The organism is Paraburkholderia sp. BR14374, from assembly GCF_040948685.1.
Classification (GTDB): Bacteria; Pseudomonadota; Gammaproteobacteria; order Burkholderiales; family Burkholderiaceae; genus Paraburkholderia; species Paraburkholderia youngii.
The window spans coordinates 420,895-447,313 of sequence record NZ_JBFPKF010000002.1; the positions used below are offsets into that span (position 1 = coordinate 420,895).

Annotated in this window: 21 protein-coding genes and 1 tRNA gene; 9 read left to right on the plus strand and 13 right to left on the minus strand. The window is 63.9% G+C overall.

The features are described from left to right. Positions 1 to 49: 49 nt before the first annotated feature. From AB3X86_RS05830 to AB3X86_RS05850, 5 genes are all read right to left on the minus strand, one after another. Entirely contained in the window at positions 50 to 829 is a 780-nt protein-coding gene (locus tag AB3X86_RS05830) for an amino acid ABC transporter substrate-binding protein (protein WP_368595239.1), read from the minus strand. Between the two features lie 147 nt (positions 830 to 976). Then, positions 977 to 2,215, minus strand: a complete 1,239-nt coding sequence (gene boxA, locus AB3X86_RS05835) for a benzoyl-CoA 2,3-epoxidase subunit BoxA (protein WP_368595240.1) — start codon at positions 2,213 to 2,215, stop codon at positions 977 to 979. Positions 2,216 to 2,274: 59 nt separating this feature from the next. After that, positions 2,275 to 3,702, minus strand: coding sequence for a benzoyl-CoA 2,3-epoxidase subunit BoxB (gene boxB / locus AB3X86_RS05840; RefSeq protein ID WP_368595241.1), 1,428 nt, complete (start codon positions 3,700 to 3,702; stop codon positions 2,275 to 2,277). 97 nt (positions 3,703 to 3,799) lie between these two features. After that, a complete protein-coding gene (gene boxC / locus AB3X86_RS05845; protein WP_368595242.1) occupies positions 3,800 to 5,479 on the minus strand; it encodes a 2,3-epoxybenzoyl-CoA dihydrolase in 1,680 nt (559 codons plus the stop codon). Between the two features lie 120 nt (positions 5,480 to 5,599). Continuing rightward, positions 5,600 to 6,598, minus strand: coding sequence for a helix-turn-helix transcriptional regulator (locus tag AB3X86_RS05850; RefSeq protein ID WP_368595243.1), 999 nt, complete (start codon positions 6,596 to 6,598; stop codon positions 5,600 to 5,602). A 231-nt stretch (positions 6,599 to 6,829) separates the two neighbouring features. Between AB3X86_RS05850 and AB3X86_RS05855 the strand changes: the two genes are divergently transcribed. The 5 genes from AB3X86_RS05855 to AB3X86_RS05875 all read left to right on the plus strand — a co-directional run bounded on the left by AB3X86_RS05855 (position 6,830) and on the right by AB3X86_RS05875 (position 12,502). Beyond that, positions 6,830 to 7,297, plus strand: coding sequence for a DUF4863 family protein (locus AB3X86_RS05855; protein ID WP_176368073.1), 468 nt, complete (start codon positions 6,830 to 6,832; stop codon positions 7,295 to 7,297). 73 nt (positions 7,298 to 7,370) lie between these two features. Then, entirely contained in the window at positions 7,371 to 8,960 is a 1,590-nt protein-coding gene (locus AB3X86_RS05860; protein WP_368595244.1) for a benzoate-CoA ligase family protein, read from the plus strand. 8 nt (positions 8,961 to 8,968) lie between these two features. Then, on the plus strand, positions 8,969 to 9,832 hold the full coding sequence (locus tag AB3X86_RS05865) for an alpha/beta fold hydrolase (protein WP_368595245.1): 864 nt from the start codon (positions 8,969 to 8,971) through the stop codon (positions 9,830 to 9,832). 120 nt (positions 9,833 to 9,952) lie between these two features. Continuing rightward, positions 9,953 to 10,264, plus strand: coding sequence for a hypothetical protein (locus AB3X86_RS05870; RefSeq protein WP_368595246.1), 312 nt, complete (start codon positions 9,953 to 9,955; stop codon positions 10,262 to 10,264). 120 nt (positions 10,265 to 10,384) lie between these two features. Next, positions 10,385 to 12,502, plus strand: coding sequence for a phosphocholine-specific phospholipase C (locus tag AB3X86_RS05875; protein WP_368595247.1), 2,118 nt, complete (start codon positions 10,385 to 10,387; stop codon positions 12,500 to 12,502). A gap of 109 nt (positions 12,503 to 12,611) precedes the next feature. Here AB3X86_RS05875 and AB3X86_RS05880 read toward each other — a convergent pair whose 3' ends face one another. Both AB3X86_RS05880 and AB3X86_RS05885 read right to left on the minus strand, forming a co-directional pair. Beyond that, positions 12,612 to 12,992, minus strand: coding sequence for a DUF5594 family protein (locus AB3X86_RS05880; RefSeq protein ID WP_176368078.1), 381 nt, complete (start codon positions 12,990 to 12,992; stop codon positions 12,612 to 12,614). Positions 12,993 to 13,041: 49 nt separating this feature from the next. Continuing rightward, on the minus strand, positions 13,042 to 14,718 hold the full coding sequence (locus AB3X86_RS05885; RefSeq protein ID WP_368595248.1) for an acyl-CoA synthetase: 1,677 nt from the start codon (positions 14,716 to 14,718) through the stop codon (positions 13,042 to 13,044). Positions 14,719 to 15,043: 325 nt separating this feature from the next. Between AB3X86_RS05885 and AB3X86_RS05890 the strand changes: the two genes are divergently transcribed. After that, entirely contained in the window at positions 15,044 to 15,910 is an 867-nt protein-coding gene (locus AB3X86_RS05890; RefSeq protein WP_368595249.1) for a hypothetical protein, read from the plus strand. 10 nt (positions 15,911 to 15,920) lie between these two features. Here the strand turns inward: AB3X86_RS05890 and AB3X86_RS05895 are convergent, their stop codons facing one another. After that, on the minus strand, positions 15,921 to 16,829 hold the full coding sequence (locus tag AB3X86_RS05895; RefSeq protein WP_368595250.1) for a LysR family transcriptional regulator: 909 nt from the start codon (positions 16,827 to 16,829) through the stop codon (positions 15,921 to 15,923). A gap of 126 nt (positions 16,830 to 16,955) precedes the next feature. On the opposite strand from AB3X86_RS05895, the gene AB3X86_RS05900 reads away from it, so the two are divergent. Genes AB3X86_RS05900 through AB3X86_RS05910 form a run of 3 tightly spaced genes read left to right on the plus strand, consistent with a single transcriptional unit; the run spans position 16,956 to position 21,491 of the window. After that, positions 16,956 to 19,076 (plus strand): 3-hydroxyacyl-CoA dehydrogenase NAD-binding domain-containing protein, encoded by a 2,121-nt coding sequence (locus AB3X86_RS05900; protein WP_368595251.1) that lies wholly within the window; start codon positions 16,956 to 16,958, stop codon positions 19,074 to 19,076. 30 nt (positions 19,077 to 19,106) lie between these two features. After that, entirely contained in the window at positions 19,107 to 20,315 is a 1,209-nt protein-coding gene (locus AB3X86_RS05905) for an acyl-CoA dehydrogenase family protein (RefSeq protein ID WP_368595252.1), read from the plus strand. Between the two features lie 12 nt (positions 20,316 to 20,327). Further along, the gene (locus AB3X86_RS05910; RefSeq protein ID WP_368595253.1) at positions 20,328 to 21,491 is read left to right on the plus strand and encodes an acyl-CoA dehydrogenase family protein; all 1,164 of its coding nucleotides are present in this window, start codon (positions 20,328 to 20,330) and stop codon (positions 21,489 to 21,491) included. A gap of 100 nt (positions 21,492 to 21,591) precedes the next feature. Here the strand turns inward: AB3X86_RS05910 and AB3X86_RS05915 are convergent. The 5 genes from AB3X86_RS05915 to pheS all read right to left on the minus strand — a co-directional run bounded on the left by AB3X86_RS05915 (position 21,592) and on the right by pheS (position 26,293). After that, positions 21,592 to 21,668, minus strand: a tRNA-Pro gene (locus AB3X86_RS05915). Positions 21,669 to 21,744: 76 nt separating this feature from the next. Further along, positions 21,745 to 22,161 carry a MerR family transcriptional regulator gene (locus AB3X86_RS05920; protein ID WP_368595254.1) on the minus strand — a complete coding sequence of 139 codons (417 nt, stop codon included), beginning with the start codon at positions 22,159 to 22,161 and terminating at the stop codon, positions 21,745 to 21,747. Between the two features lie 43 nt (positions 22,162 to 22,204). Then, the gene (locus AB3X86_RS05925; protein ID WP_176108086.1) at positions 22,205 to 22,615 is read right to left on the minus strand and encodes an integration host factor subunit alpha; all 411 of its coding nucleotides are present in this window, start codon (positions 22,613 to 22,615) and stop codon (positions 22,205 to 22,207) included. A 69-nt stretch (positions 22,616 to 22,684) separates the two neighbouring features. After that, positions 22,685 to 25,120: a phenylalanine--tRNA ligase subunit beta gene (gene pheT / locus AB3X86_RS05930; RefSeq protein ID WP_368595255.1), complete on the minus strand. Its 2,436-nt coding sequence runs from the start codon at positions 25,118 to 25,120 to the stop codon at positions 22,685 to 22,687. A gap of 159 nt (positions 25,121 to 25,279) precedes the next feature. Then, on the minus strand, positions 25,280 to 26,293 hold the full coding sequence (gene pheS / locus AB3X86_RS05935; protein WP_176108084.1) for a phenylalanine--tRNA ligase subunit alpha: 1,014 nt from the start codon (positions 26,291 to 26,293) through the stop codon (positions 25,280 to 25,282). Positions 26,294 to 26,419 lie beyond the last annotated feature (126 nt).

Below are 26,419 nucleotides of genomic sequence, written 5' to 3' on the forward strand. Positions count from 1 at the left end.
GCCCCTTCTTTTTTGACGTGAATATATCCGCGTCAAAGTCGGCCGAGGTTCACTGAAACACGTCCCGGCCGAAGTACTTCAGCGAAATCCGCTGATAGGTACCGTCTTTTCGCATACGGGCGAGCGCGTCGTCGATTGCGACGCGCAGCTTCGGATTGCCCTTGCGGATCAGTACCGCCGACTTGTCGCTGCTATCGGGCGACGTATCGACCGCGACGACCTTGATCCTTGCGTCGGGCACGCGCTTCTTATAGTCGAGAAACGACAATGAATCGTTGACGGTCGCATCGACGCGGCCCCTGACGAGCAGATCGATCGATTCGTCGAAGCCCTGCGCCGGAATCACCTGCGCGCCGTGCGCGGCCGCGATCCTGCCGACGTTGCTGGTCAGCGTATTGGCCGACTTGCGGCCGTTCAGGTCATCGAAAGATTTGATCGTCGTATTGTCCGAGGCGACGATCAGCACCGCGTGCGACGTGATGTACGGGTCCGAGTAATCGTATTTGAGCTTGCGCTCGTCGGTGATCGCAACCTCGTTGATCACCGCGTCGTAGCGATCGACGTCGAGACCGGCGATCAACCCATCCCATCTGGCTTCGATGAATAGCGGCTTGACCCCGAGACGCTGCGCGATCGCGCGGGCGAGTTCGACGTCGAAGCCGGTCAGCTTGCCCGTGTCGTCGTGATAAGTGAACGGTGCGTACGTGCCTTCGGTGCCGATCCGGAACACGCCCGCTGCCTTGATCTGCGCGAGGTCGTCGGCGCTCGCCGGATGCGCCAGCACGGCCTGCAATAGCGCGAGCATCGCGAGTGAACGAATCGGCTTCATCGGACGGCTCCGTCTGAGTGGCTGCGCAGGTGGCGGGCCGCCGCGTTCGGCGAGGGGACGCCGGCGCGCGGCCGACTGCGTGGGCCGACTGTAGCAAACCGTCCGCGATTTTCAAAATGATTCGCGCGCGATCAGTCCGTCAGTACGTCAGTACGTCTCCAGATGCAGCCGCCCTTCCCGCTTCAGCTTCGCCCACAACGCTTGCCAATCGAGCTGATGCTGCTCGCCGATGTCCTTGAGCGCCTGCAGCACACCGTCCTCCATGCCCTTGAGACCGCACACGTAGATATAGGCGTTGTCGTCTTTCAGCAGGTTCGCAACGTCGGCCGAACGCTCGCGCATCGCGTCTTGCACGTAGCGCTTCGGCTGTCCCGGCGTGCGCGAAAACGCGAGCGTGGTGTCGATGAAGTCCTTTGGCAGATTCGTCAGCGGTCCAAAATACGGCAGTTCCTCCTTGGTGCGCGCGCCGAAGAACAGCATCAGCTTGCCGGTCGCGCCTTTGAGGCGCTTGCGCCGGCGGTACTCGGTCATTGCGCGCATCGGCGCGGAACCGGTGCCCGTGCAGATCATCAGCAGATGCGAGTTCGGATGATTCGGCATCAGGAAGGTGCTGCCGAACGGACCGATCACGTTGACCACGTCGCCCTTCTTCAGATCGCACAGATAGTTCGAGCAGACGCCGTCGATCGCGTCGCCGTGCTGCTGCGACACGCGCTTCACCGTCAGCGACACGTTGTTATAGCCGGGCCGCTCGCCGTCGCGCGGACTCGCGATCGAGTACTGGCGCGCGTGGTGCACGCGGCCGTCGGCGGCGGTGCCCGGCGGCAGAATGCCGATCGACTGGCCTTCGAGCACCGGAAACGGCATCGAGCCGAAGTCGAGCACGATGTGATGGATGTCGCTCGACGTCGCACTGTCGGTGAGCCGGTAGTTGCCGACCACCGTCGCGGTCGTCGGCGCCTTGTGCGTGTACAGATTCACGTACGGCTTCGCAGCCGACCACGGCGGCACGACCGCGCCGCGCACGATATCGACTTCGAGGCCGTCCGCTTCGTCGGAACCGTCGCCCGCGGCGGACGCGGCCGCATTTTCTTCAGCCGGCACCGCCATCGTGTTCTGCTCCGGCAGCACGTCCCATGTAAACTGCTCGTCGATCGAATACGCGTCGGCCTTCAGCACCGTGCGCCAGTTGTCGATCGCGCCGGTCGGGCAAGGCGGCACGCAGGCCATGCAGCCGTTGCAGACATCGGCGTTCACGACGTAGTTGTTGTCGTCATGCGTGATCGCATCGATCGGACAGGTCTCTTCGCAGGTGTTGCAGCGAATGCAGATCTCCGGATCGATCAGATGTTGCCGCAGCACTTCGATCGATACTGGGCCGTTCATGACTTCCTCCACCTGGCAATACGGCGCGCGTGTGGCGTGCCTTTCGTGCTTCGCTTGCTTCAGTTGAAGCGCACGTATTCGAAATCGACCGGCTGACGGTTCACGCCCATCGCGGGCGGCGCGATCCAGTTCGCGAACTTGCCCGGTTCGGCAACGCGACCCATCAGCGAAGCGACGAACGCGCGATCTTCCGGCGTGGCGAGCCACTTCGCTTCGTTGGCGGCCCATTCGGCTTCGCTGATGACGCGCCCATCGGGCGACACCCGCGTGCCCGCGAACGTGCCGATCTGCCGGTTGAACGCCTTGTGCGGCACCGTCATGCGAAAGTCGATGCCGGCCTTCTCGAGCACCTTGTTCCAGCGGCCGACGCCCGCGACCGAGTCCTTGATGTAATCGTCGCGCAGCACTTCGTTCATCGCGTTGAGCATCGGCACTTCGCGCTCGACGAGCTTGCCGTCCTGCACGTCGAGCAGCTTGTAGCTATGCTCGTTCAGGCGATGATCGTCGTCGCGCTTGCCTTCCTCGTAGCGCCCCTTCAGCCCTGAGCTATAAAACGTCGCCGCGTTCGACGAATGATCGGCGCCGAACAGGTCGATCGTGACCGAGTAATGGAAGTTCAGATAGCGCTGGATGGTCGGCAGATCGATCACGCCGGCCGCGCGGATCTTCGCGACGTCGTCGGTGCCGAACTCGTTCATCACCTGCGCGGTGCGCTGGATCACGCGCGACACGCCCGACTCGCCGACGAACATATGATGCGCTTCCTCGGTCAGCATGAACTTCGTGGTGCGCGCGAGCGGATCGAAGCCCGACTCCGCGAGCGCCGACAGCTGGAACTTGCCGTCGCGGTCGGTGAAGTACGTGAACATGTAGAACGCGAGCCAGTCCGGCGTTTTCTCGTTGAACGCGCCGAGAATGCGCGGATTGTCGTCGTCACCCGAGCGGCGGCCGAGCAAGGCTTCGGCTTCCTCACGACCGTCGCGGCCGAAGTAGCGATGCAGCAGATACACCATCGCCCACAGATGCCGGCCTTCCTCGACATTGACCTGGAACAGGTTGCGCAGATCGTACAGCGACGGCGCGGTCAAGCCGAGGTGACGCTGCTGCTCGACCGAAGCCGGCTCCGTATCGCCCTGCGTGACGATGATGCGGCGCAGGTTCGCGCGATGCTCGCCGGGCACGTCCTGCCACGCGGCCTCGCCCTTGTGCTCGCCGAAGTGGATCTTGCGATCCTGATCGCCCGGCGTGAGGAAAATACCCCAGCGGTACTCCGGCATTTTCACGTAGTCGAAGTGCGCCCAGCCACTCGGGTCGACACTGGTCGCGGTCCGCAGATACACGTCGTAACCGTGCGAGCCCTCCGGGCCCATATCGCCCCACCACGACAGAAAATTCGGCTGCCATTGTTCGAGCGCACGCTGCAGCGCGCGGTCGTCGGCGAGGTTGACGTTGTTCGGAATCTTTTCGCTGTAGTTGATCGAGGACATGGTCGGTTCCCTGGGTCAATTCCCTTTTCGGAAGCTGCAGTGCGAAAGGCGCGTATCGGCAGGCGGCGTCGTTTAGTCGGTGCGAGCGCGATGCCGATTACACGCGCGACACATCGAATTGCGCCTTGCTGCCCTTGCCGTACACCTTGAGCGCACCCTTGTCGCCCACTGCGTTCGGCCGGTTGAAGATCCAGTTCTGCCAGGCGGTGAGACGGCCGAAGATGCGCGTCTCCATCGTCTCCGGCCCGTTGAAGCGCAGATTCGCTTCGAGGCCGGTCAATGCATCGGGCGACATCGCCGCGCGCTCTTCGAGCGCGATGCGGATTTCGTCGGCCCAATCGATATCGTCCGGCGACGCGGTGACGAGACCGAGGCGCTCGGCGTCGAGCGCCTTGACCGGCTGGCCGATCAGCGCGCGCACCGCGTCGAGGGGCTCGGCTTCCTCGTAGAAGCGCCGCGCGAGCCGCGATTGATGCGTGACCATCGGATACAGACCGAAGTTGACTTCCGACAGCGTGATCGACGGCTCCTCGTCCTCGTTGTCGGGCAGCGCCGCCATGTAGGTGCGATCGGCAGCGAACGCGAGTTCGGCGAACGTGCCGGCGAAGCACGAACCCGGCTCGATCAGCGTGAAGATGGACCGCGACGACACGTCGAGGCGCGCGAGCGTGCGGCGCAGCATGCCGACCGTTTCGCGCACGAACCAGTGATCCTTGTGCCGCAGCAGCGTCGCGTCGACGGCGAGCAGATGGCGGGCGTCGCCTTCGGTCTTGAACACCCAGGTGCCGATGTCGAGCGCGTTGGTGCGCATCGACAGGATCGCGTCGTCGAGTTCACGGGCGAATTGCAGCGGCCACCAGTTGGCGCCGGCCGCGACGATCGCGGCGAGGTCGGTCGGTTGCTCGGTGCGCGGTGCGCGCGCGGTGAAGGTCGCCACACGTTTCGCGCGATCGATGGTCACGTCCACGGTTTGATAGCCGAGGCCGTCTTCGCGATCCGTGCGTTCGATGCGCGTGAGCGCGACGCCCTTGGCATCGGCCGGACGATCGCTGTGCGCGCCGAGTTCGAGCGCGCGCGCCTGAATGGCCTGCTCGAACTGGTTGGGCTTCACGACTTCGTCGACGAGACGCCATGCCTTCGCACGCTCGCCACGCACACCCTCGACCACCGTGCAGAAAATATCAGCGCGATCGTGGCGCACCTTGCGTTTATCGGTCACGCGCGTGAGACCGCCGGTGCCGGGCAGCACGCCGAGCAGCGGCACTTCCGGCAGTGACACCGAAGAGGAACGATCGTCGATCAGATAGATTTCGTCGCAGGCGAGCGCGAGCTCATAACCGCCGCCCGCGCATGCGCCGTTCACCGCGGCCAGAAACTTCAACCCCGAATGGCGCGACGAATCTTCGAGCCCGTTGCGCGTTTCGTTCGTGAACTTGCAGAAGTTGACCTTCCAAGCGTGCGACGACAGCCCCAGCATGAAGATATTCGCGCCCGAGCAGAACACCCGGTCCTTCAGACTCGTCACCACCACCGTGCGGACTTCCGGATGCTCGAAGCGAATCCGCTGGATCGCATCGTGCAGCTCGATGTCGACGCCGAGGTCGTACGAATTGAGCTTCAGCGTGTAGCCGCCGCGAATGCCGCCGTCCTCGGCGATGTCGATGCCGAGCGTCGCAACCGGGCCGTTGAAGCTCAGCTTCCAGTGCTTGTACTGCGACGGCTCGGTGCGGTAGTCGACCGGCGCGGCCTCGGCAACGACGGTAGGTGCTGTGGACATGGGGCGTCTCCTGACTGGACGATGCAATCTGTTTTTTTGAACAATAGTGCATCAACATACCAGCGTAAAGCACTTTAGTGCACTTTTACGGGGAAACCCTGGCACTCCCGATAGGTCAGTTCACGCGCGCGCTTCGTCGGGCGCTTCCGCCGCGAGACGCGCGGCGAGACGGTCGCGCAACTGCAGGTACGCATCGGCGAGCGTCTTTTCGCTGGTGTCGAACGTCATGTCGGCCCGCCCGTACAGCTCCGCGCGCCCGGCGAGGATGCGTTTCAGGTCGTCCATCGCCTCGCGGTTGCCGGACATCGGCCGCAGATCGCCTTGCGCGACGACGCGGCGCATATGTTCTTCGGGCGTCGCCTGCAACCATACGGTGAAGCAGTGCGACAGCAGCACGTTGAACGTGCCCGATTCCGACACGAGCCCGCCCGGGGACGCGATCACCGCGCGCGAATGTTCGTGGATCACCGCCTCTAGCGCGCGCTGCTCGTAGCGTCGATACGCGCTCGCGCCGTATAGCGAATGTATCTCCGACGGCGGACAACCCGCGAGCTGTTCGATCACGCGCGTGAGTTCGATGAACGGCACCTTGCGCTCCTGCGCGAGCATGCGTCCGAGCGTCGACTTGCCCGCGCCGCGCAGACCGATCAGCGCAATACGGTCCTTGCGGTGCGGGTCGCGCGGCGCCTGCGCGAACATCTCCGCGAGCGCGATGCGCGCGCGCTGCAGCGCCGCCTGGTCGCGCCCCTCCAGCAGTTCGCGGATCAGCAGCCATTCGGCGGACGCAGTGGTTTCGTCGCCGATCACCTCGGCGAGCGGACAGTTCAGCGCGGCCGCGAGCTGCCGCAGCACCAGCACCGACGCATTGCCGACGCCCGATTCGAGGTTCGCTAGATGCCGCTCCGACAAACCGGTTTCGGCCGCCAGCGTCTTGCGCGTCATGCCACGGCGAGCGCGCAGCAAACGCACGCGCTCGCCCATCGCGGTCAGGAACGGGTCGCGTTCTTCGCGCTCCACGCCGCGTTCGGCCGTTCGGTCACCTGCGCGCTCGAGGCGTTCGGTGCGGGCCGCGTCGTCATCGGCTTCATTCAACGGTGCGGGAGGGTACTTTTGGTTCATGTTTTGCGACCTCTTGACTACGATATATGTACTATAGTGCTTGACACGCACCAGGTGAACGGTTTAATTTTCGCCAAAAGCTGATCCAATCACAAACACAGTCGCGCGCCTCCCTTGTATTCCGGCCGCGTCATGGAGACGGCGCCGCACCACGCATGCATCAAAGTTCCGAGGGCCGGCCATCTGGGGGCCGGCCGTCCGGCCTGCGTGAGCGCGCTTCTGGAGGCTCGCATGTCCGCACAGGAATTCCAGCGCCTGATCGCAGGCGTCACTGGGCAACTCGCCGGGCGGCCGCTCGACGCCGCGCTCGCCGACTGGCTGAACGACACCTGGCCCGCCGACAGTCCCACCTTTCACGAACTCGCGAACGCATGCCGCACAGGCGCCGCCGAAGGCTGGCTGTGCAACCGCGAGGCCGGCGGCATCCGCTACGGCCGCATCTTCAAGGCGCTGCCCGACACGCACGGCTTTTCCGTCGACGTCGTCGACATGCAGGACATTGCCGGTCCGCACCACGTCCATCCGCACGGCGAGATCGATCTGATCATGCCGCTCACCGAAGGCGCGACGTTCGACGGGCATCCGGCCGGCTGGTGCGTGTATGGCCCCGGCTCCGCGCATCGGCCGACCGTCGCGAACGGCCAGGCTTTGGTGCTGTATCTGCTGCCGCAAGGAGCGATCGAATTCACGCGCGCGTGAGACGCGAGCGGCCAGCATCGAGCGGATCACGCGCACACAAAAGCCGGACCGCGTCCACGGACGGAGGAGACATATGGAAGCCCTGCTGGAAACGAGCGCGCGCGAGCCGGTTGCGCCGCCGCCCCCGCTGTTCAACTTCGCGAGGCATCTGTTCCAGTTGAACGAAGCGCGCGCGAGCAAAGTCGCTTATATCGACGATCACGGCGCGACGACTTACGGCGAACTCGAACAGCGCGCTCGGCGCTGCGCCAGCGCACTGCGTGCGCTCGGCGTGCATCCCGAGGAGCGCGTGCTGCTCGTGATGCTCGACACCGTATCGTTGCCGGTCGCGTTTCTCGGCGCGCTGTACGCCGGCATCGTGCCGGTCGTCGCGAACACGCTGCTGAGCGCCGCCGACTATACGTACATGCTGACGCACAGCCATGCGCGCGCGGTGATCGTGTCGGAACCGTTGCTACCCAACGTGACGCAGGCGCTGAGCAGCATCGACGACGACGGCTGCCAGCTGATCGTCTCGCAGCCAGACGCTTCCACCGGAAAGCCGCCCGGGGCGCCCCACTTCGAAACGCTGGTCGATACCGCCACACCGGCCGTCAAAGGCTGCGCGAGCAACGCGGACGACATCGCCTTCTGGCTCTATTCGTCGGGCTCGACCGGCAAGCCGAAAGGCACCGTCCACACGCACGCGAATCTGTACTGGACCGCCGAGCTGTATGCGAAGCCGATGCTCGGCATCGTCGAGAGCGACGTGGTGTTTTCGGCGGCGAAGCTGTTCTTTGCGTATGGGCTCGGCAACGCGCTGACGTTTCCGCTGTCGGTCGGCGCGACCGCGATCCTGATGGCCGAGCGCCCGACCGCCGACGCGATCTTCGCGCGCCTCGTCAAGGAGCGCCCGACCGTGTTCTGCGGCGTGCCGACCTTGTACGCGAACATGCTGGTGTCGCCCAATCTGCCCGCGCGCGCTGACGTCGCGATCCGCGTGTGCGCGTCGGCCGGCGAGGCGTTGCCGCGCGATGTCGGCGAACGCTTCACCGCGCACTTCGGTGCTGAGATTCTCGATGGCATCGGCTCGACGGAAATGCTGCACATCTTCCTGTCGAATCGCGCGGGCGAAGTCGAATACGGCACGACCGGACGCCCTGTGCCGGGCTACGAAGTCGAGTTGCGCGACGAGGCCGGGCGGGTGGTGCCCGATGGCGAAGTCGGCGATCTGTTCATCAAAGGGCCGAGCGCGGCGCTGATGTACTGGAGCAATCGCGAGAAAACGCGCGCGACGTTTCTCGGCGAATGGATCAGAAGCGGCGACAAGTATCGGCGTCTCGCGAACGGCTGTTACGTTTACGCGGGCCGCAGCGACGACATGCTGAAAGTAAGCGGCCAGTATGTGTCGCCAATCGAGGTCGAAATGGTGCTCGTCGCGCATCCGGCGGTGCTCGAAGCGGCGGTGGTCGGCGTCGATCATGGCGGACTCGTGAAGACGCGCGCGTTCGTCGTGCTCAAGCGCGACTTCATGCCGTCCGAGATGCTCGCCGACGAACTGAAGACCTTCGTCAAGGAACGGCTCGCGCCGCACAAGTACCCGCGCGATATCGTGTTCACCGACGATCTGCCGAAAACCGCCACCGGCAAGATACAACGTTTCAAACTACGCGAACTGTCATAGGTGATTCATTGACGCAGAACCGAGGTACCGTCCCTGCCACCTCCTTCGTGAATGCCGCCAGCGGCTTCGCCGAACTGCCGGCAACCGCGTCGCATGAGCCGCTGCGGATCGAGTACCGGTGGGTCAACGAGCAGGCGAATGCTCAACAGGACGATCCGCCGATCGCTGTCTTCCTGCACGAAGGTCTCGGCTCGATCGCGATGTGGCGCGACTGGCCACAGACGTTGTGCGAGCGGCTCGGCATGCGCGGGCTCGTCTATTCGCGGCCCGGTTACGGACTCTCGACCCCGCGTGCGCCTGACGAGAAATGGCCGGTCGATTTCATGACTGCGCAAGCGCGCGCCATTCTCCCGGACTTGCTCGACGCGCTCGATATCGACTTGCGGCAACGCCAGCGCATGTGGGTGATCGGCCATAGCGACGGCGGCTCGATCGCGCTGCTGTACGCGGCGCTGTATCCGGATGCCCTGGCGGGCGCGGTCGTAATCGCACCGCACGTCTTCGTCGAAGACATCTCGGTGCGAAGCATCGCCCAGACGAAGCAACTTTACGAAAGCACCGATCTGCGCGCGAAGCTCGCCCGCTACCATGCCGACGTCGATTCCGCGTTTTACGGCTGGAACGATATCTGGCTCGATCCCGGGTTCAGGCAGTGGTCGATCGTCGAGGCGCTCGCGCGGATCCGCCGACCGCTGCTCGCGATCCAGGGCCACGACGACAACTACGGCACGATGGCGCAGATCGATACGATCGCCGCGCGCGTGCCACACGCGCAACTCGTGAAGCTCGACGCATGCGGACACTCGCCGCATCGCGATGCGCCCGCGGCGCTCAACGACGCGATCGCTGCGTTCGTTCGCGCGCAGCGATAAGCGGCGCCCTGGCTGTACCGATACTTCATAAAAATTACACGGATCGGCGATTATGCTTGCGCATCGCTGACCTCGGCACATCGATGGCGAGGCATCCCTTCCTCGCCCGGAGACTGTGCCATGCCTTTCGTGTCGAAGCCGATTCGTGCGCCGCGCCGCAAACGTTTGACCGGCGCCGTGGCGGTCATCGCGCTGTGCGCGCTAGCGGGAGCATGCAGCAACGAGGACCGGCCCCCGAGCACGAATACGATCAGTTCAACGGAACATTCCGCCGCTAACCCCGGCGCCCCATCGATCGCCCCGCCGCCCGCCGACTCCGCGCCGCCGACACTGACGATCCAGACACCGGCGGCACCGGCATCCGAAGCCGACACGGCGCTGTCCGCCGCCTCACCGCCGCTTGCCCGCCCCGTCATCCATACCGTCGATTGAGCATTGCGCCGCGCGCGAAAGACCAGCCTGCCTTCGCGCGTCCGGCGCAGCATTGCCGTTTCAGCACCGCAATTCGTCTTCCCCGTGCCTTTTCCTCCACCGAAGATCAAAGCCACAACCATGACCTCAACAAATCGCCGTGATTTTCTGCGCTCGGCCGCGCAAGCCGCCGGTTCCTTTACCGCGTTGAGCATGCTGCCGCCCGGCATCCGCAATGCGCTCGCGCTTCCGGCCAACAACCGCACCGGCACGATCCGCGACGTCGAGCATATCGTCGTGCTGATGCAGGAGAACCGCTCGTTCGACCACTACTTCGGCACGCTCAAGGGCGTGCGCGGCTTCGGCGACACGCGTGCAATCAACCTCGCGAATGGCCAGCCGGTGTGGTATCAGCCGCTCACAACCGATACCACCGGCGCCAGCTACGTGCTGCCGTTCCGTCCGAGCGCGCCGAACCTCGGCCTGCAATTCCTGCAGGATCTCGCTCACGACTGGGGCACCACGCACGCCGCATGGAACGGCGGCCGCAACGATCAGTGGGTACCGTCGAAAGGCGCGACCACGATGGCCTACCTGACGCGCGACGACATCCCGTTCCACTATCAGCTCGCCGACGCATTCACGATCTGCGACGCGTACCACTGCTCGCTGATGGGTCCGACCGATCCGAACCGCTATTACATGTGGAGCGGCTGGGTCGGCAACGACGGCAGCGGCGGCGGTCCGGTGATCGACAATTCGGAGCTCGGCTACGGCTGGTCGACCTTCCCCGAAGTGCTGCAGAACGCGGGCATCTCCTGGAAGATCTATCAGGACATCGGCACCGGGCTCGACGCGAACGGCTCCTGGGGCTGGACGCAGAACGCGTACATCGGCAACTACGGCGACAACTCGCTGCTCTATTTCAACCAGTATCGCAACGCGCAGCCGGGCAACCCGCTGTATGACAACGCGCGTACCGGCACCAACGCGGCGAACGGCGACGGCTACTTCGACATCCTGAAGCGCGACGTGCAAAACGGCACGCTGCCGCAGGTGTCGTGGATCGTCGCGCCCGAAGCGTACAGCGAACACCCGAACTGGCCGACCAACTACGGCGCGTGGTACATCGATCAGGTGCTGCAGATCCTCACGTCGAACCCGGAGGTGTGGAGCAAGACCGTGCTGCTGATCAACTACGACGAAAACGACGGCTTCTTCGATCACATCGCCGCGCCGTTCGCGGCCGCGTCGAGCGCGAACGGTCTGTCGACCGTCGATATCGCGAATGAGATCTATCCGGGCGATCCGAAGAACGTCGCCGGGCCGTACGGGCTCGGACCGCGCGTGCCGATGCTGGTGGTGTCGCCGTGGTCCAAAGGCGGCTACGTTTGCTCCGAAGTGTTCGACCACTCGTCGGTGATTCGCTTCATCGAAAAGCGCTTCGGCCACCGGCACAATCTCGGCGAATCGAACATCACGCCGTGGCGTCGCGCGGTGTGCGGCGATCTGACCTCTGCGTTCAATTTCGCGAATCCGAACGCGTCGGTGCCGTCGCTGCCGAGCACGAGCGGCTACGTGCCGCCAGACCGGAACCGTCACCCGGACTACGTGCCGCAAACGCCGACGGTGCAGACGGTGCCGAAGCAGGAAGCGGGCGTGCGCCCGGCACGCGCGCTGCCGTACGAACTGTTCGTGCGCGTCGACGAAGGCTCGAACGGCAAGCTGACGATGCGCTTCGTCAACACCGGCCGCGCGGGCGCGGTGTTCCTCGTGTACGCGGCCAATAGCGCCGACGCGCCGCGCAGCTATACCGTCGAAGCGGGCAAGCATTTGCAGGACACGCTGATGCTCAACGCCGATGGCAGCTACGACTTCAGCGTGCACGGACCGAACGGCTTCCTGCGCCGCTTCGCGGGCAAAGTGGTTGCGCGGAACTGGTGGAATGGTTCGGATACCGCACGGCCGGCCGTCGTCGAAGGCTACGATGTCGCGAACGGCAATCTGCAACTGCGGCTCGAGAACGTCGGCAGCACGCGATGCCAGTTCACGATCGTCAACGCGTACGACAAGGACCATGTGATCAAGCATTCGGTGCGCGGCGGCGACACCGACAATCTGTACCTCGATCTGCGCAAAGCATACGGCTGGTACGATCTCGCGATCACCGTCGATACGGACCCGACGTTTGCCCGCCGCATCGCCGGTCACGTCGAGACGGGCAATGACAGCATCAGCGATCCGGCGCTGGGCGGCTGAGCGTCGCTGTCACCCAACGCTGTAAAAGCAACGGCCGCTGGCTCTTCGAGCACAGCGGCCTTTTTTATCCAGCTGTCTCGAGCGCAAACCCGCAAACGCGCGCGAGCGTCTACGCTTCGAAATCGAGCCCGCCGATCAACGTAACCGGTTCACCCTGCGTGTGCGTGGAGAAATCGAGTTCGCGCGCCTGGGTCCACGCGTTGAGCTTGCGCGGCAACGCGGCCAGATATCTGGCGAAACGCGTCGCGCCCTGCTCGCCCATCAGTCTTTCTATTTCATCGCTGTCCCAGGTCAGATACAGATTCAATGGATGCGGGTAATGACCGAGTTCATCGAGCGGCGTTGCGTGAATCCGCACGCGGGTGGGCTGCCCAGGTTCACCATGCGGCAGCACGTCGGTGTGAACGGTCTTCGCGACACACGCGGCGATCGCCTCGGCAATGCGCGGCGCGAACTCCTGGTCGAAACGAATTGCACTCTCGGGGCGCATTCCATGTCTCCGCTGTGATTCTCATCGTGGGTGGGTCATCGTAGCAGACTCAGTTTTTCGCCGGTGGGATCGCGTCCGGGTCGTGCGCGCCGGTCTCCCCCAGCGCCTCGCGCAGCGCCTTGCGGATCACCTTGCCGGTGGCCGTCATCGGCAGACTTTCGACGAAGCGAATCTCGCGCGGATATTCGTGCGCAGCCAGACGCGTCTTTACGTGCTGCTGGATCTCGCGCACCAGCGCATCGTCGCCGACGAAGCCCGCTTTAAGCACGACGAACGCCATCACGATTTCGGTGCGCTCTCGATCGGGCGCGCCGACCACGGCGGCCATCGCGACGGCCGGATGACGCAGCAGCGAATCCTCGATCGACGCGGGCCCGATCCGGTAGCCGGCGCTCGTGATCACGTCGTCGCCGCGGCCGACGAAGCGGATGAAGCCGTCCGCGTCGCGCGTGCCGAGATCGCCGGTCAGCAGAAACTTGCCGCGGAATTTCTCGCGCGTCGCCGCCTCGTTGCGCCAGTAGCCGACAAACATCACCGGATCGGGCGCGGCCACCGCGATATCGCCGATCGCGCCGGGCGGCAGTTCGTTGCCGGCGGCATCGACGATCGCGACATGGTGCCCCGGCACCGCGCGCCCAATCGCGCCGAAGCGCGGCTCGAACAGCGCCGCGCACGACGACACCACGACGTTGCACTCGGTCTGCCCGTAGAACTCATTGATCGTCACGCCGAGCGCATCGCGCCCCCAGCCGATCAGTTCCTCGCCAAGGGATTCGCCGCCGCTCGCCACCGATCGCAACCCGAGCCGCAGATGAGCGGGCCGCTCGACGCCGCGCATCATCTTCAGCGCGGTCGGCGGTAAAAAGGCATGGGAGACCGCGTGACGCGCGAGCAGATCGAACGCGGCGTGGCCGTCGAATTTTGCAAAACGGCGCGCGAGCACCGCGACGCCGTGATGCCACGACGGCAGCAGCACATCGAACAGGCCGCCGATCCACGCCCAGTCCGCGGGCGTCCACATCAGCGTCGCGTGCGCGGGAAAGCCCTGCTGCGACATCTCGACGCCGGGCAGATGGCCGAGCAACACGCGATGCCCGTGCAGCGCGCCCTTCGGTTTTCCGGTCGTGCCCGACGTATAGATGATGATCGCCGGATCGTCCGCGGCGGTATCGGCCGGCGCGAACTCAGGCGAAGCGCTATGCAACGCCTGCCAGAAAGACCTCACGGGCGCGTCCGATGCTTCGTCGTCCTGCTCGATATCGACGCTGAACACGTGTCGCAACTCCGGCAGCGCGCCGCGGATTTCGTCGATCTTTTGCACGCCGGCGTGATCGGTGATAAGTGCGACCGCACCGCTATCGCCGAGCCGATGCTCGATCGCGTCCACGCCGAACAGCGCGAACAACGGCACGGCGACCATGCCGGCCTTGTAGGCCGCGAGATGCGCGATGGCCGTTTCGATCGATTGCGACAGGAAGATGCCGACGCGCTCGCCGCGCCGCGCGCCCGCCGCGAGCAGCGCATTGGCGAAGCGGTCAGACAGGGCTTTCAGTTCGTCGAACGTATAGCGGGTCGCGCGGCCGTCGGCATCTTCGTAGATCAGCGCGAGACGCCCCGAGCCATCGGCCCACTTGTCGCATGCATCGACGCCGATGTTGTAGCGCGGTGGAATGTGCCACGAGAAATTGGCCGTGAGCGAATCGTACGTCTCGCCGTCGAGGTTCATCGCGTCTCCTGAATATCGTCGCTATCGCTGCATGGAGTAATGCATGGCCCATTGCTTGCTTCTTCTGCCCGCGCATGGCCGGTGTTCCGCAGTTTAGCCCACGATCTTGCCTGTGCCGTTCGCCGCATCGCCTTGCGCAATTGGATTCGCCAAATACGACATAGTCCCGCCGATAATCGCCGACCCGTCGCGCTGAACTCAGCGTTTTGCGACAACTCCTGTGTGATTCAAGCCCTTTAAGTCTGACCTGTGCCGTCCCCGTCTAGGATCGTTACACAGGTTCGGCGCCTATGTTGCGCCGCATGATCGCTACCCCGGATGACATATGCGCAAGGCAAGATTTGCATCGTTCTGGCACGGTCCGGAACTTTCTCCCTATGAAGTCGCCTGTCTAAGTTCGTTCACGCAGTACGGCAGCGAGGTCGCGCTTTATAGCTACGAGCCGATCGCCGGATTGCCGCCCGGCGTGAGCGCGAAAGACGCGACCACCATACTGCCGCGCGATTCGCTGAACGACTTTCCGATTCGCGGGATGCCGTCGATGCAACATTTCACCGACTATTTCCGCTTCGTGATGTTCACGAAGACCGACGAGATCTGGGTCGACACCGACATGCTGCTGCTTCGTGATTTCGACCTCAACGCCAAGGGCGACCTGATCGGGCGGGAAACCCAGACGAGCATCGGCAATGCGATTCTGAGGCTCGATCCGGATCAGCCGCGCTTGCACGAGGCGATCGAACGGGTCGAAGCGATGAAAGGTACCGCACTGAAGTGGGGCGACACCGGCCCTCGTCTGTTGACCGCGGTCTACGGCGTGAAGGCCGGTCTTCCCGAAAGCCTGTTCTATCCGGTGCACTTCAACGACTACTACAAGGTGTTCCTGCCGCGCTATTTCGAAGAGTGCGCGGAGCTCTGTTCCGACGCGTACACGCTGCATCTGTGCAACAACCGTGTCGTCAAGATGGGGCTCTTCAAGCGCATCGGCCCGCCCGTTGGGTCGTTCCTGCATCATGTGTTCGAGCAAATCGGCGCCAACGAACTGTTTCGCGAGTTTTATCCGGCAAGCGTGATGCAGGCGATGATCGATAACGCGGTGGAGAAAGTCGGCAGCGACGAAGGCGTGCGCAAGCTGCTGCGCGTCGGCGTGCCGATGGTCAGGACGGCCATTGCGCGCAGACTCGGCGCCTGAGTTCGCCGCTTCAGTTCGCGCCGCCCCTGCCCGAGCCCTGCGCCTGCTCCAGCACGAAGTCGATGAACGTCGCGGCCGCGCGCGTGTGGTGCCGGTTCGGCATGTACAGCATGTACATGTGGGTGCCGAAGATGCTGAGCCGCCAGGCATCGAGCGCGCTCAGCACGGCGCCGCGCTTCAGATCGTCCTGCACCACGTAGTCCGGCACGAGTCCGACGCCCAGACCGGCCAGCACCGCCTGCCGCAAAAATAGAAAGTTTTCCGAAATAATCGTCGGTTCGAGCAGCACTTCATGACGCTCGTCGCGCAGATACGCGGCAAGCCGCAATTGCTTGCCGATCACGGCCGCGGTAATCAACGGCGCGGTGCGCAGGTCGTCGAGCGTCGCGGGCATGCCGTGCGTCCGCGCGAATTCGGGGGATGCGCAGGCCACGTACCGGACCGGCCCCATGTCCCGAGCGACGAGGTTTTGCGGCGGCTCCGACATCACGCGCACGGCGATGTCGATCTCGTCGCGCATCAGATCCTCGACGCGGTTCTCGAACATCACGTCGAGCACGATGCCCGGATACAGCCGCTTGAACGCGATCAGCCAGTCGGACATCACGAGCTGGCCATAGCCGCTCGGCACGCTCAGCCGCACTCGCCCTTGCAGGCTTTGGCCCAGCGTCGTCACCGACTCGCGCGCGGCCAGCAATGCGTGGCGAATAGTACGGCCGTGCTCGTAGAGCCGCAGACCGATCTCGGTCGGCTCGACGCGCCGCGTGGTGCGCCGCACCAATTGCAGGCCCACCGAGCGCTCGAGCTGGTTCAAATGATAGCTAACGTTCGCGCGGCTCATCTTGAGCCGGCGCGCCGCTTCGCTCAGATTGCCGGCATCGAGGATGTCGACGAGCAGGGTCAGCGAGTTGACGTCCATTGGCATGTCGTTGTCAAAATAATTTTGACAGTCTGTCAACCAGCCATGTGATTGTCAATGAACATTGACCACTCCAGAATGGGGCGATCCGGCGCACTTCGCCACCCTCATACGGAGACACCCACGATGAACCATTCCCCCACAGCAGACGTCGTCATGCGCGAATTGCGCGGCAAGGTCCTGCTCGTCACGATCGACCACGCGCCGGTCAACGCGCTCTCTGCCGACGTGCGGCGCGGCCTGCTGGCCGCGATCGAAGCCGCCGACGCCGATCGCGCCGTCGAAGCCGTGCTGATCGTCGGCGCGGGGCGCAATTTCATCGCCGGTGCCGATATTCGCGAGTTCGGCAAGCCGCCGCTGCCGCCTTCGCTGCCGGACGTGTGCAATCGCATCGAGGCCTGCGGGAAACCCGTGATTGCCGCGTTGCATGGCGCCGCGCTCGGCGGCGGGCTCGAAGTGGCGCTCGCCGCGCATTACCGGATCGCCGTCGAGGGCGCGAAGCTCGGCCTGCCCGAAGTGCAGCTCGGCCTGCTGCCCGGCGCGGGCGGCACGCAACGCACACCGCGCCTGATCGGCGCGCCGGCCGCGCTCGATCTGATCCTGAGCGGCCGTCATGCGAGCGCGAAGGAAGCGTTCGCGCTGGGCTTGATCGACCGTCTCGGCGACAGCGACGACATCCTCGCCGAAGGACTCGCCTACACGCACGAATTGCTCACCGCGCACGCGCCGGTGCGCCGCACGCGCGACGCCGCCGCATTGAACGATCGCGTCGCGAGCCTCGCCGCCGTCGCGAAAGCGCGTGACGAAACCGCGAAGAAAGCGCGCGGCCTGTTCTCGCCGCTGAAAATCGTCGACGCCGTCGAAGCCGCGATCGAAAAGCCCTTCGACGAAGGCCTGAAGTTCGAACGCACGCTGTTCCTGCAATGCCTCGACAGCCCGCAGCGCGCAGGTCTCGTGCACGCGTTCTTTGCCGAGCGCGAAGTGCTGAAAGCGCCTGAAACGCGCGACGCGAAACCGCGCGCGCTCGAGGCGATCGGCGTGATCGGCGGCGGCACGATGGGCGCGGGCATAGCGGTCGCTGTGCTCGACGCGGGGCTGCCCGTCACGATGATCGAACGCGACGAAGCGTCGCTCGCGCGCGGCCGCGCGCACATCGACAAGGTCTACGACGGGCTGATCGCCAAAGGCCGCCTCACCGCCGAAAAGAAAGCCGCGACCATGGCGCGCTGGAGCGGCAGCACGTCGTACGATGCGCTTGCTCACGTCGACCTCGTGATCGAAGCCGTGTTCGAAGATCTCGACGTCAAAAAGGCCGTGTTCGCCGAGCTCGATCGCGTCTGCAAGCCCGGCGCGGTGCTCGCGACCAACACGTCGTATCTGGACATCGAAGCGATCGCGGCCAGCATCTCGCGCCCCGCCGATGTGATCGGCCTGCACTTCTTCTCGCCCGCCAACATCATGAAGCTGCTCGAAGTCGTGGTGCCGAAGCAGGTCAGCGCCGACGTCGTCGCGACCGCGTTCGAGCTCGCGAAGAAGCTGCGCAAGACGCCGGTGCGCGCGAGCGTGTGCGACGGTTTCATCGGCAATCGCCTGCTCGCCGTTTATCGCGCCGCCGCGGACGCGCTGATGGAAGACGGTGCATCGCCGTATCAGATCGACGCGGCCGTGCGCGCGTTCGGCTTGCCGATGGGCCCGTTCCAGGTGGTCGACCTCGCGGGCGGCGACATCGGCTGGGCGGCGCGCAAACGCCGCGCGGCCACGCGCGATCCGAACGCACGCTACGTGCAGATCGCCGACCGCCTGTGCGAGCGTGGCTGGTTCGGCCAGAAGACGGGCCGCGGATTCTATCTGTACCCCGAAGGATCACGCGGCGGCATGCCCGATCCCGAAGTCGAGGCGATCATCGACGCCGAGCGTAAGCGCGCGGGCGTCACGCCGCGCAGCTTCACCGACGAGCAGATCATGCGCCGCTATATGGCCGCGATGATCAACGAAGGCGCGAACGTCGTGCACGAAGGCATCGCGCTGCGCCCGCTCGACGTCGACGTGACGCTGCTGTACGGCTACGGCTTTCCGCGCTACCGCGGCGGTCCGATGAAATACGCGGACAGCGTCGGCCTGGCGACGATCCTCGCCGACATCCGCGAGTACGCGAAGGAAGACCCGCTGTTCTGGCGGCCGTCGCCGCTGCTCGTCGAACTGGTCGAGCGCGGAGCGGATTTCGCGAGCCTGAACACGACGGCCTGAGCCGCCACGAACCCGGACGGAACGACTGCGATGGATCTGAACTTCACCGCTGAAGAAGAAGCGTTTCGCGCCAGCGTGCTGGCGTTTCTGCGCGACAAGCTGCCGCAACGCCTCGCCGGCAAGGTGCACGCCGGCCGGCGTTTGACGCGCGACGACATGGCCGACTGGCACGCGATTCTGAACGCGCAGGGCTGGCTCGCGAATCACTGGCCGAAGGAGTTCGGCGGCCCGGGCTGGAACGCGGTGCAGAAGTTCATCTTCGAGAACGAATGCGCGCTGGCCGGCGCGCCGCGCGTCGTACCGTTCGGCGTCAACATGCTCGGGCCCGTGCTGATCAGGTACGGCAGCGACGCGCAGAAGCGTCACTGGCTGCCGCGCATTCTCGATGGTTCCGACTGGTGGTGCCAGGGCTATTCGGAGCCGGGCGCGGGCTCCGACCTCGCGTCGGTGAAGACGACAGCCGTGCGCGGTATCGACGATCAGGGCGAGCATTACATCGTCAATGGCCAGAAGACGTGGACCACGCTCGGGCAGCACGCGAACATGATCTTCTGCCTCGTGCGCACCGCCAACGACGTGCGCAAGCAGGAAAGCATCAGCTTTCTGCTCGTCGATATGAACGCGCCGGGCGTCGAAGTGCGGCCGATCATCACGCTCGACGGCGAGCATGAAATCAACGAAGTGTTTTTCACGGACGTGCGCGTGCCTGCCGCCAATCTCGTCGGCGAAGAGAACAAGGGTTGGACATACGCGAAATATCTGCTGACGTACGAGCGCACGAACATCGCGGGCGTGGGCTTTTCGGTCGCCGCATTCAACCGTCTGCGCAAGATCGCCGCGAAACAGCTGCGCAATGGCCGGCCGCTCGCCGAGGATCCCGCGTTCGCGGCGCGCATGGCGCGCGTCGAGATCGATCTCGAGAATATGAAGACGACCAACCTGCGCGTGATCGCGGCAGTGGCGGGCGGCGGCGTGCCCGGTGCCGAGAGTTCGATGCTGAAGATTCGCGGTACCGAAATCCGTCAGGAAATCTCGTCGCTGATGCGGCGCGCGATGGGCGCTTATGCGCAGCCATTCGTCGAGGAAGCGCTGTACGAAGGCTTCGACGGCGTGCCGGTCGGCCCCGACGAAGCCGCGAGTGCCGCGTCGCAGTACTTCAATAATCGCAAGCTGTCGATCTTCGGCGGCTCGAACGAAATCCAGAAGAACATCATTTCCAAAACGATCCTCGGACTGTAAGAGGCGCGCGTCATGAATTTCCAGCACACCGAAGACCGCCGCATGCTGGCGGATACGCTGAACCGGTTTATCAGCGAGCAGTACGGCTTCGCGACGCGCGACCAGATCGCGCGCTCGACGCAAGGCTTCAGCACCGAATTGTGGGCGCGCTTCGCAGAGCTTGGCGTGATCGGCGCACTGTTCGACGAAGCGAGCGGCGGTTTTGGCGGCGGCGGGTTCGATATTTCCGTGATGTTCGAGAGTATCGGCCGGGGGCTCGTGGTCGAGCCGTTTCTCGATACGCTGATCGTCGGCCGGGCGATCGCTCGCAGCGGCAGTGACGCGCAAAAATCGGCACTGGGTTCGTTGATCGACGGCTCGCGAATCGTTGCGCTCGCGCATGGCGAACCGGACAGTCACTACGAACTGGCTCGTGTCGCAGCGACGCGCGCGCGGCGCAGCGTTGACGGCAACAGCGGCGCGTGGACTTTGGATGGCGCGAAGGCCGTCGTTCAGCATGGCGAGCATGCTCAGGTGTTCCTCGTCTCGGCACGCACGAGCGGCGAAGACGATGCCGAAGCCGGCATCACGCTGTTTCTGGTGCCGAGGGACGCGGCGGGCGTGAGCGTGCGCGGCTATCGGAAGATCGATGGGGGACGCGCGGCCGAAGTGACGTTCGACAATGTCACGCTCGACCACGACTCCGTGCTCGGCTCAGTCGGCCAGGGCTTTGCGACGCTCGAATTTGCGATGAGCTGCGGCGTGCTCGCGCTGTGCGCGGAAGCGGTCGGCGCCATGGACGTCGCGAAAGACTGCACGCTCGACTATCTGCGCACGCGCAGGCAGTTCGGCGTACCGATCGGCAGCTTCCAGGCGTTGCAGCATCGCATGGCCGATTTGCTGCTCGAAATCGAGCAGGCGCGCTCGGCGGTGATCAATGCGGCGGCGGTTCTCGATGGTGAACGCAATGCGCGCGAGCGCGCGGTGTCGGCGGCGAAGTACAGCATCGGCCGGATCGGCACCCGGGTCGCAGAGGAATGCATCCAGATGCACGGCGGGATCGGCATGACATGGGAGTTGCCGCTTGCGCATTACGCGAAGCGGCTCGTGATGATCGATCATCAGCTTGGGGATGAGGATCATCATTTGGAGCGGTTTGTGGCGCTGGGAGCTGCGGCGTCGCTCGCGCAGGCCTGATCATCAGGCGCCTGCTTGTCGGAGACGCGGGGCGTCGCAGTTATCGGCGACGGGCAAGAAAAAAGGACTTACGGCTTTCACCGTAAGTCCTTTTTGATCTTGGTCGGGGCGAGAGGATTTGAACCTCCGACCACCTGCACCCCATGCAGGTACGCTACCAGGCTGCGCTACGCCCCGAACAGAAGAAAAATTATAACAGACACTTCATTCGATTAGAACTGCCCGACACGAACAAAGCGAACGAGCCCATTAACTAGTGGCCCAGCAGATCGATTACGCTCTGCAGTTCCTCGCGCAACTTCTCGACATCGACAGCAACCGTGGCCGCCGATGCCTGGACCTGCCCCGCGGCTCCGGCGGCAGCTTCACCCTCTTCGATGACGACATCCGGCCCACCGCTGCCATGCGCATCGAGCCGGTTGCGGGCGCCGTTGATCGTAAAACCCTGCTCGTACAGCAACTCACGAATCCGCCTGATCAGCAGCACCTCGTGATGCTGATAATACCGACGATTGCCGCGCCGCTTGACCGGCCTCAACTGGGTGAACTCCTGCTCCCAGTAACGCAGCACGTGGGGCTTCACGCCGCAAAGTTCGCTGACCTCACCAATCGTGAAGTATCGCTTCGCCGGAATCGGAGGCAAGACGACTTTTTCGATCGTCGCTGTCATCGTCAGTTAGCCGTGATGGGTTGCCCGAAAGCGCGCCAGTCGATCAGCGCGCGAAGCTCGCTTCGGCGCCGTTTTCGACGAGCGCCTTCAGCTTTTGACTTGCATGAAACGTCACCACGCGACGCGCCGCGATCGGAATCGCCTCGCCCGTCTTCGGATTTCTGCCGGGACGCTGCGGCTTGTCGCGCAACTGGAAGTTGCCGAAGCCCGACAGCTTGACGCTGTCGCCGCTCTCGAGCGCATCGCGGATCACCTCGAAGAACGCCTCGACCATGTCCTTCGCTTCCCGCTTGTTGAGCCCGACATTGTCGAACAGCAACTCGGCAAGTTCCGCCTTGGTGAGCGTCGGCGTCTCATTGGAAACGACGGCGGGTGATGTCGGAATTTCTCGAATCATGGCGCTGCGTTGCGCCGTAAGAAGGGCTTCGAAATCACTCGAGTTCATTTCATTCATATCTATCAAATGGCGCGCCAAGCGTAAAACAATGGATGCGGAAACAGCCGTGCAAATGTTAAATGCGGATTATCCGCGCAACCGTGCGCCATATACTCGAGCCAGACGTTCCACCAGAGTTTGAATAGCCAGATCGACCGTTTCATCCTGAAGGGTTCCGCCAGTATCTTGCAAGGTCACCCGGAACGCAAGGCTTTTCTCGTGCGCGGCCAGACCACCGGAAGTGTTTGATTTTGGACGAAATTCATCGAAAAGCGCAACCTTCTGGACAGCCTTGCAGGCCGGTTCGGACTGGGCCTTCTGGAGCTCGTCGAGCAGCGCCTGAACCTCGATTTTCTGATCGACGACCACCGCAATATCACGTCGTACCGGCGGGAATTTTGAAACTTCCGACGGAACCGGCAATACCCGTTGCATTAATGCTTCCGCTTCGATTTCAAACAGAATCGGCGCATGCGGCAAATCATATTTTTGCATCCAGCGCGGATGCAATTCGCCAATCCAGCCCACTGGGCGACCATTCAATTCGATACGCGCGCTGCGTCCCGGATGCAGCGCCGGATGCTCGGCCTTTACGAACCGCGCGAGCGCCGGTGCGACCAGCGCTTCGATGTCGCCCTTCATGTCGAAGAAGTCGACGGCACGCGTCGGTGCGCCCCACTGCTCGTCGAGCGCGGGACCATAGGCGAGCGCGCCGATCATCTTCGGCTGCGCGAAACCTTCGACCGTCAGCTCGCCGGCCTTGATCGACGGATCGTGCAGGAACACGCGGCCCGCTTCGAACACGCGCACGCGGTCCGCCGCGCGACGGTTCAGGTTCGTGCGCAGCACATGAATCAGGCTGCCGAACAGCGTCGTGCGCATCACCGACAGCTGGCTTGCGATCGGGTTAATCAGACGCACCGGGTTGCTATTGCCCGCGAAGTCCTGCTCCCACTCGGCGTCGACGAAGCTGAAGTTCACCGTTTCCGCGTAGTCGCGCGCGGCGAGTGCATGCCGGATCGCATGGATCGAGCGTTGCGTCTCGCTGCTCGCGCGCATTTCGCTGGTCGCGACCGGCGGGCGCGCCGGAATCTTTTCGAAGCCGTAGATACGTGCGACTTCTTCGATCAGGTCCTCTTCGATTTCGATATCGAAGCGGTACGACGGCGGCATCACCGAGAACGTATCGCCGTCACGCTCGAACGACAGGCCGAGGCGCGTGAAGATCTGCCCGATTTCATCGGCGCCGATCGCGACGCCGATGATGCGGTTCGCGCGCGAAACGCGCATCTTCACGGGCGCGCGCTTTGGCACGTTGACGATCTGATCGTCGACCGGACCCGCTTCGCCGCCGCAGATGTCGAGGATCAACTGCGCGATGCGCTCGATATGATCGACGGTCGTTGCGTAATCCACGCCGCGCTCGAAGCGATGGCCTGCATCGGTCGAAAAGTTGTACTTGCGCGAGCGGCCACGAATGCTATCGGGCCACCAGAACGCGGCTTCGAGATAGATGTTGGTTGTGTCGAGCGTGACTGCCGTGCTGTCGCCGCCCATGATGCCCGCGAGGCTTTCGATATGCTGCTCGTCGGCGATCACGCCGACCGTTTCATCGAGCTCGACCGTGTTGCCGTTCAGCAGTTTCAGCGTTTCGCCCTTGCGTCCCCAGCGCACGTCCATGCCGCCGTGGATCTTGTCGAGATCGAACACGTGCGACGGACGCCCCAGCTCGAGCATCACATAGTTCGAGATGTCGACGAGCGCGGAGATGCTACGCTGGCCCGAGCGCTCGAGACGCTCGACCATCCATTGCGGCGACTTCGCGCGCGCATTGACGCCGCGGATCACGCGGCCCGAGAAACGGCCGCACAGATCGGGCGCCGAGATTTTCACGGGCAGCGTTTCATTCAGCTTTACCGGAGCCGGCTTGATGTCGAGCGAGCGCAGCGGTGCCCCGGTAATCGCCGACGTTTCGCGCGCGACGCCGAATACCGACAAACAGTCGGCCTTGTTCGGCGTCAGCTTGATTTCAAAAACGGTGTCGTCGAGGTTGAGGGTCTCGCGGATGTCCTGGCCGATCGGGGTATCTTCCGGCAGGATCATCAGACCACTGTGATCTTCGGAGAGCTTCAGCTCGCGCGCCGAACACAGCATGCCTTGGCTTTCGACGCCGCGCAGCTTCGACAGCTTGATCGCGAACGGTGCGCCGCCCTCTTCGGCCGGCGGCAGTTGCGCGCCGACCAGCGCGACCGGCACCTTGATGCCGGGCGCGACATTCGGCGCGCCGCATACGATGTTCAGCGTCGCGCCGGTGCCGGCGTTGACCTGACACACGTTGAGCTTGTCCGCATCCGGGTGCTTGACGACTTCCAGCACCTGGCCGACAACGATCTTCGAGGTCGGCGGCGCGGCCGGCCGCAGGTCCTCGACTTCGAGACCCGCCATCGTCAACGCGTGCGACAGTTCGTCGGTGGTCAGTCGGGGATCGACAAAAGTTCTGAGCCAGGATTCCGGAAATTGCATGATTCTGTGTACGTTCTGATCAGGTTAGGTCCACGTCCGGCAGATGCTTCGTAAAGCCGGTGGTCTTGCGCCGGTTCAGCGAGCTCTGCCGGGGACGCTCGCGGCGCGCACCGGGTGCGCTACCGCGTTCTTTGCTTTGTAGCGCTCGCGCGCGCCGGTTCACGCGAATTGACGCAGGAAACGCAGGTCGTTTTCGAAGAACAGGCGCAGGTCCTGCACGCCGTAACGCAGCATCGTGAGACGCTCGAGGCCGCTGCCGAAAGCGAAGCCGATGTAGCGCTCCGGGTCCAGACCCATGTTACGGATCACGGTCGGATGCACCTGGCCGGAACCCGAAATTTCGAGCCACTTGCCCGCGTTCTTGCCCGTTTCGAACTGCATGTCGATCTCGGCCGACGGTTCGGTGAACGGGAAATACGACGGACGGAAGCGCACGAGAATGTCGTCGCGCTCGAAGAATTTTTTCAGGAAGTCGGTATAGACACCCTTCAGGTCGGCGAAGCTGATGTTCTCGTCGATCCACAGGCCTTCGACCTGGTTGAACATCGGCGAATGCGTGGCGTCGCTATCCACGCGATACGTGCGGCCGGGCACTATCACCTTGATCGGCGGCGTGTTGGTACGCGCGTAGCGTACCTGCATCGGACTCGTATGCGTACGCAGCAGCAGCGGGCGACCGTCGGCGTCCTTGCCGTCGACGTAGAAGGTATCCTGCATCGAACGCGCCGGATGGTTTTCCGGGCTGTTCAGCGAAGTGAAGTTGTACCAGTCGGTTTCGATCTCGGGGCCGTCGGCCACGTCGAATCCGATCGTACGAAAAATTTGCTCGACGCGCTCCCAGGTGCGCATCACCGGGTGCAGGCTGCCAGCATTGGCGCCGCGGCCCGGCAGCGTGACGTCGATCGCCTCAGCGGCGAGGCGCTGGTTCAGAAGCGCGTCGGCGAGCGACTGACGACGTGCCGTCAGCGCGGCTTCGACCTGTTGCTTGACGAGGTTGATCCGAGCGCCTTCTGTCTTGCGCGTTTCGGGATCGAGTTTGCCAAGGCCTTTCAACATCTCGGTCAGCGCACCCGCCTTACCGAGAAAGCGCGCTTTCTCGTTCTCGAGGGTGGTGACGTCGGGGGCTTCTGCGAAGGCTTTTTGCGCGTCGGCGACAATCTGGTCCAGATCCATTGATCCCATCATTTCAACGTCAGTGTTCTATCGAAACAAAACTGGTTCTACCAACAAAAACGGGGCTCGGTGAGGAGCCCCGTTTTTGTTGCAGCGTCACCGAGACTACCAGATGTTCGCTGCAAC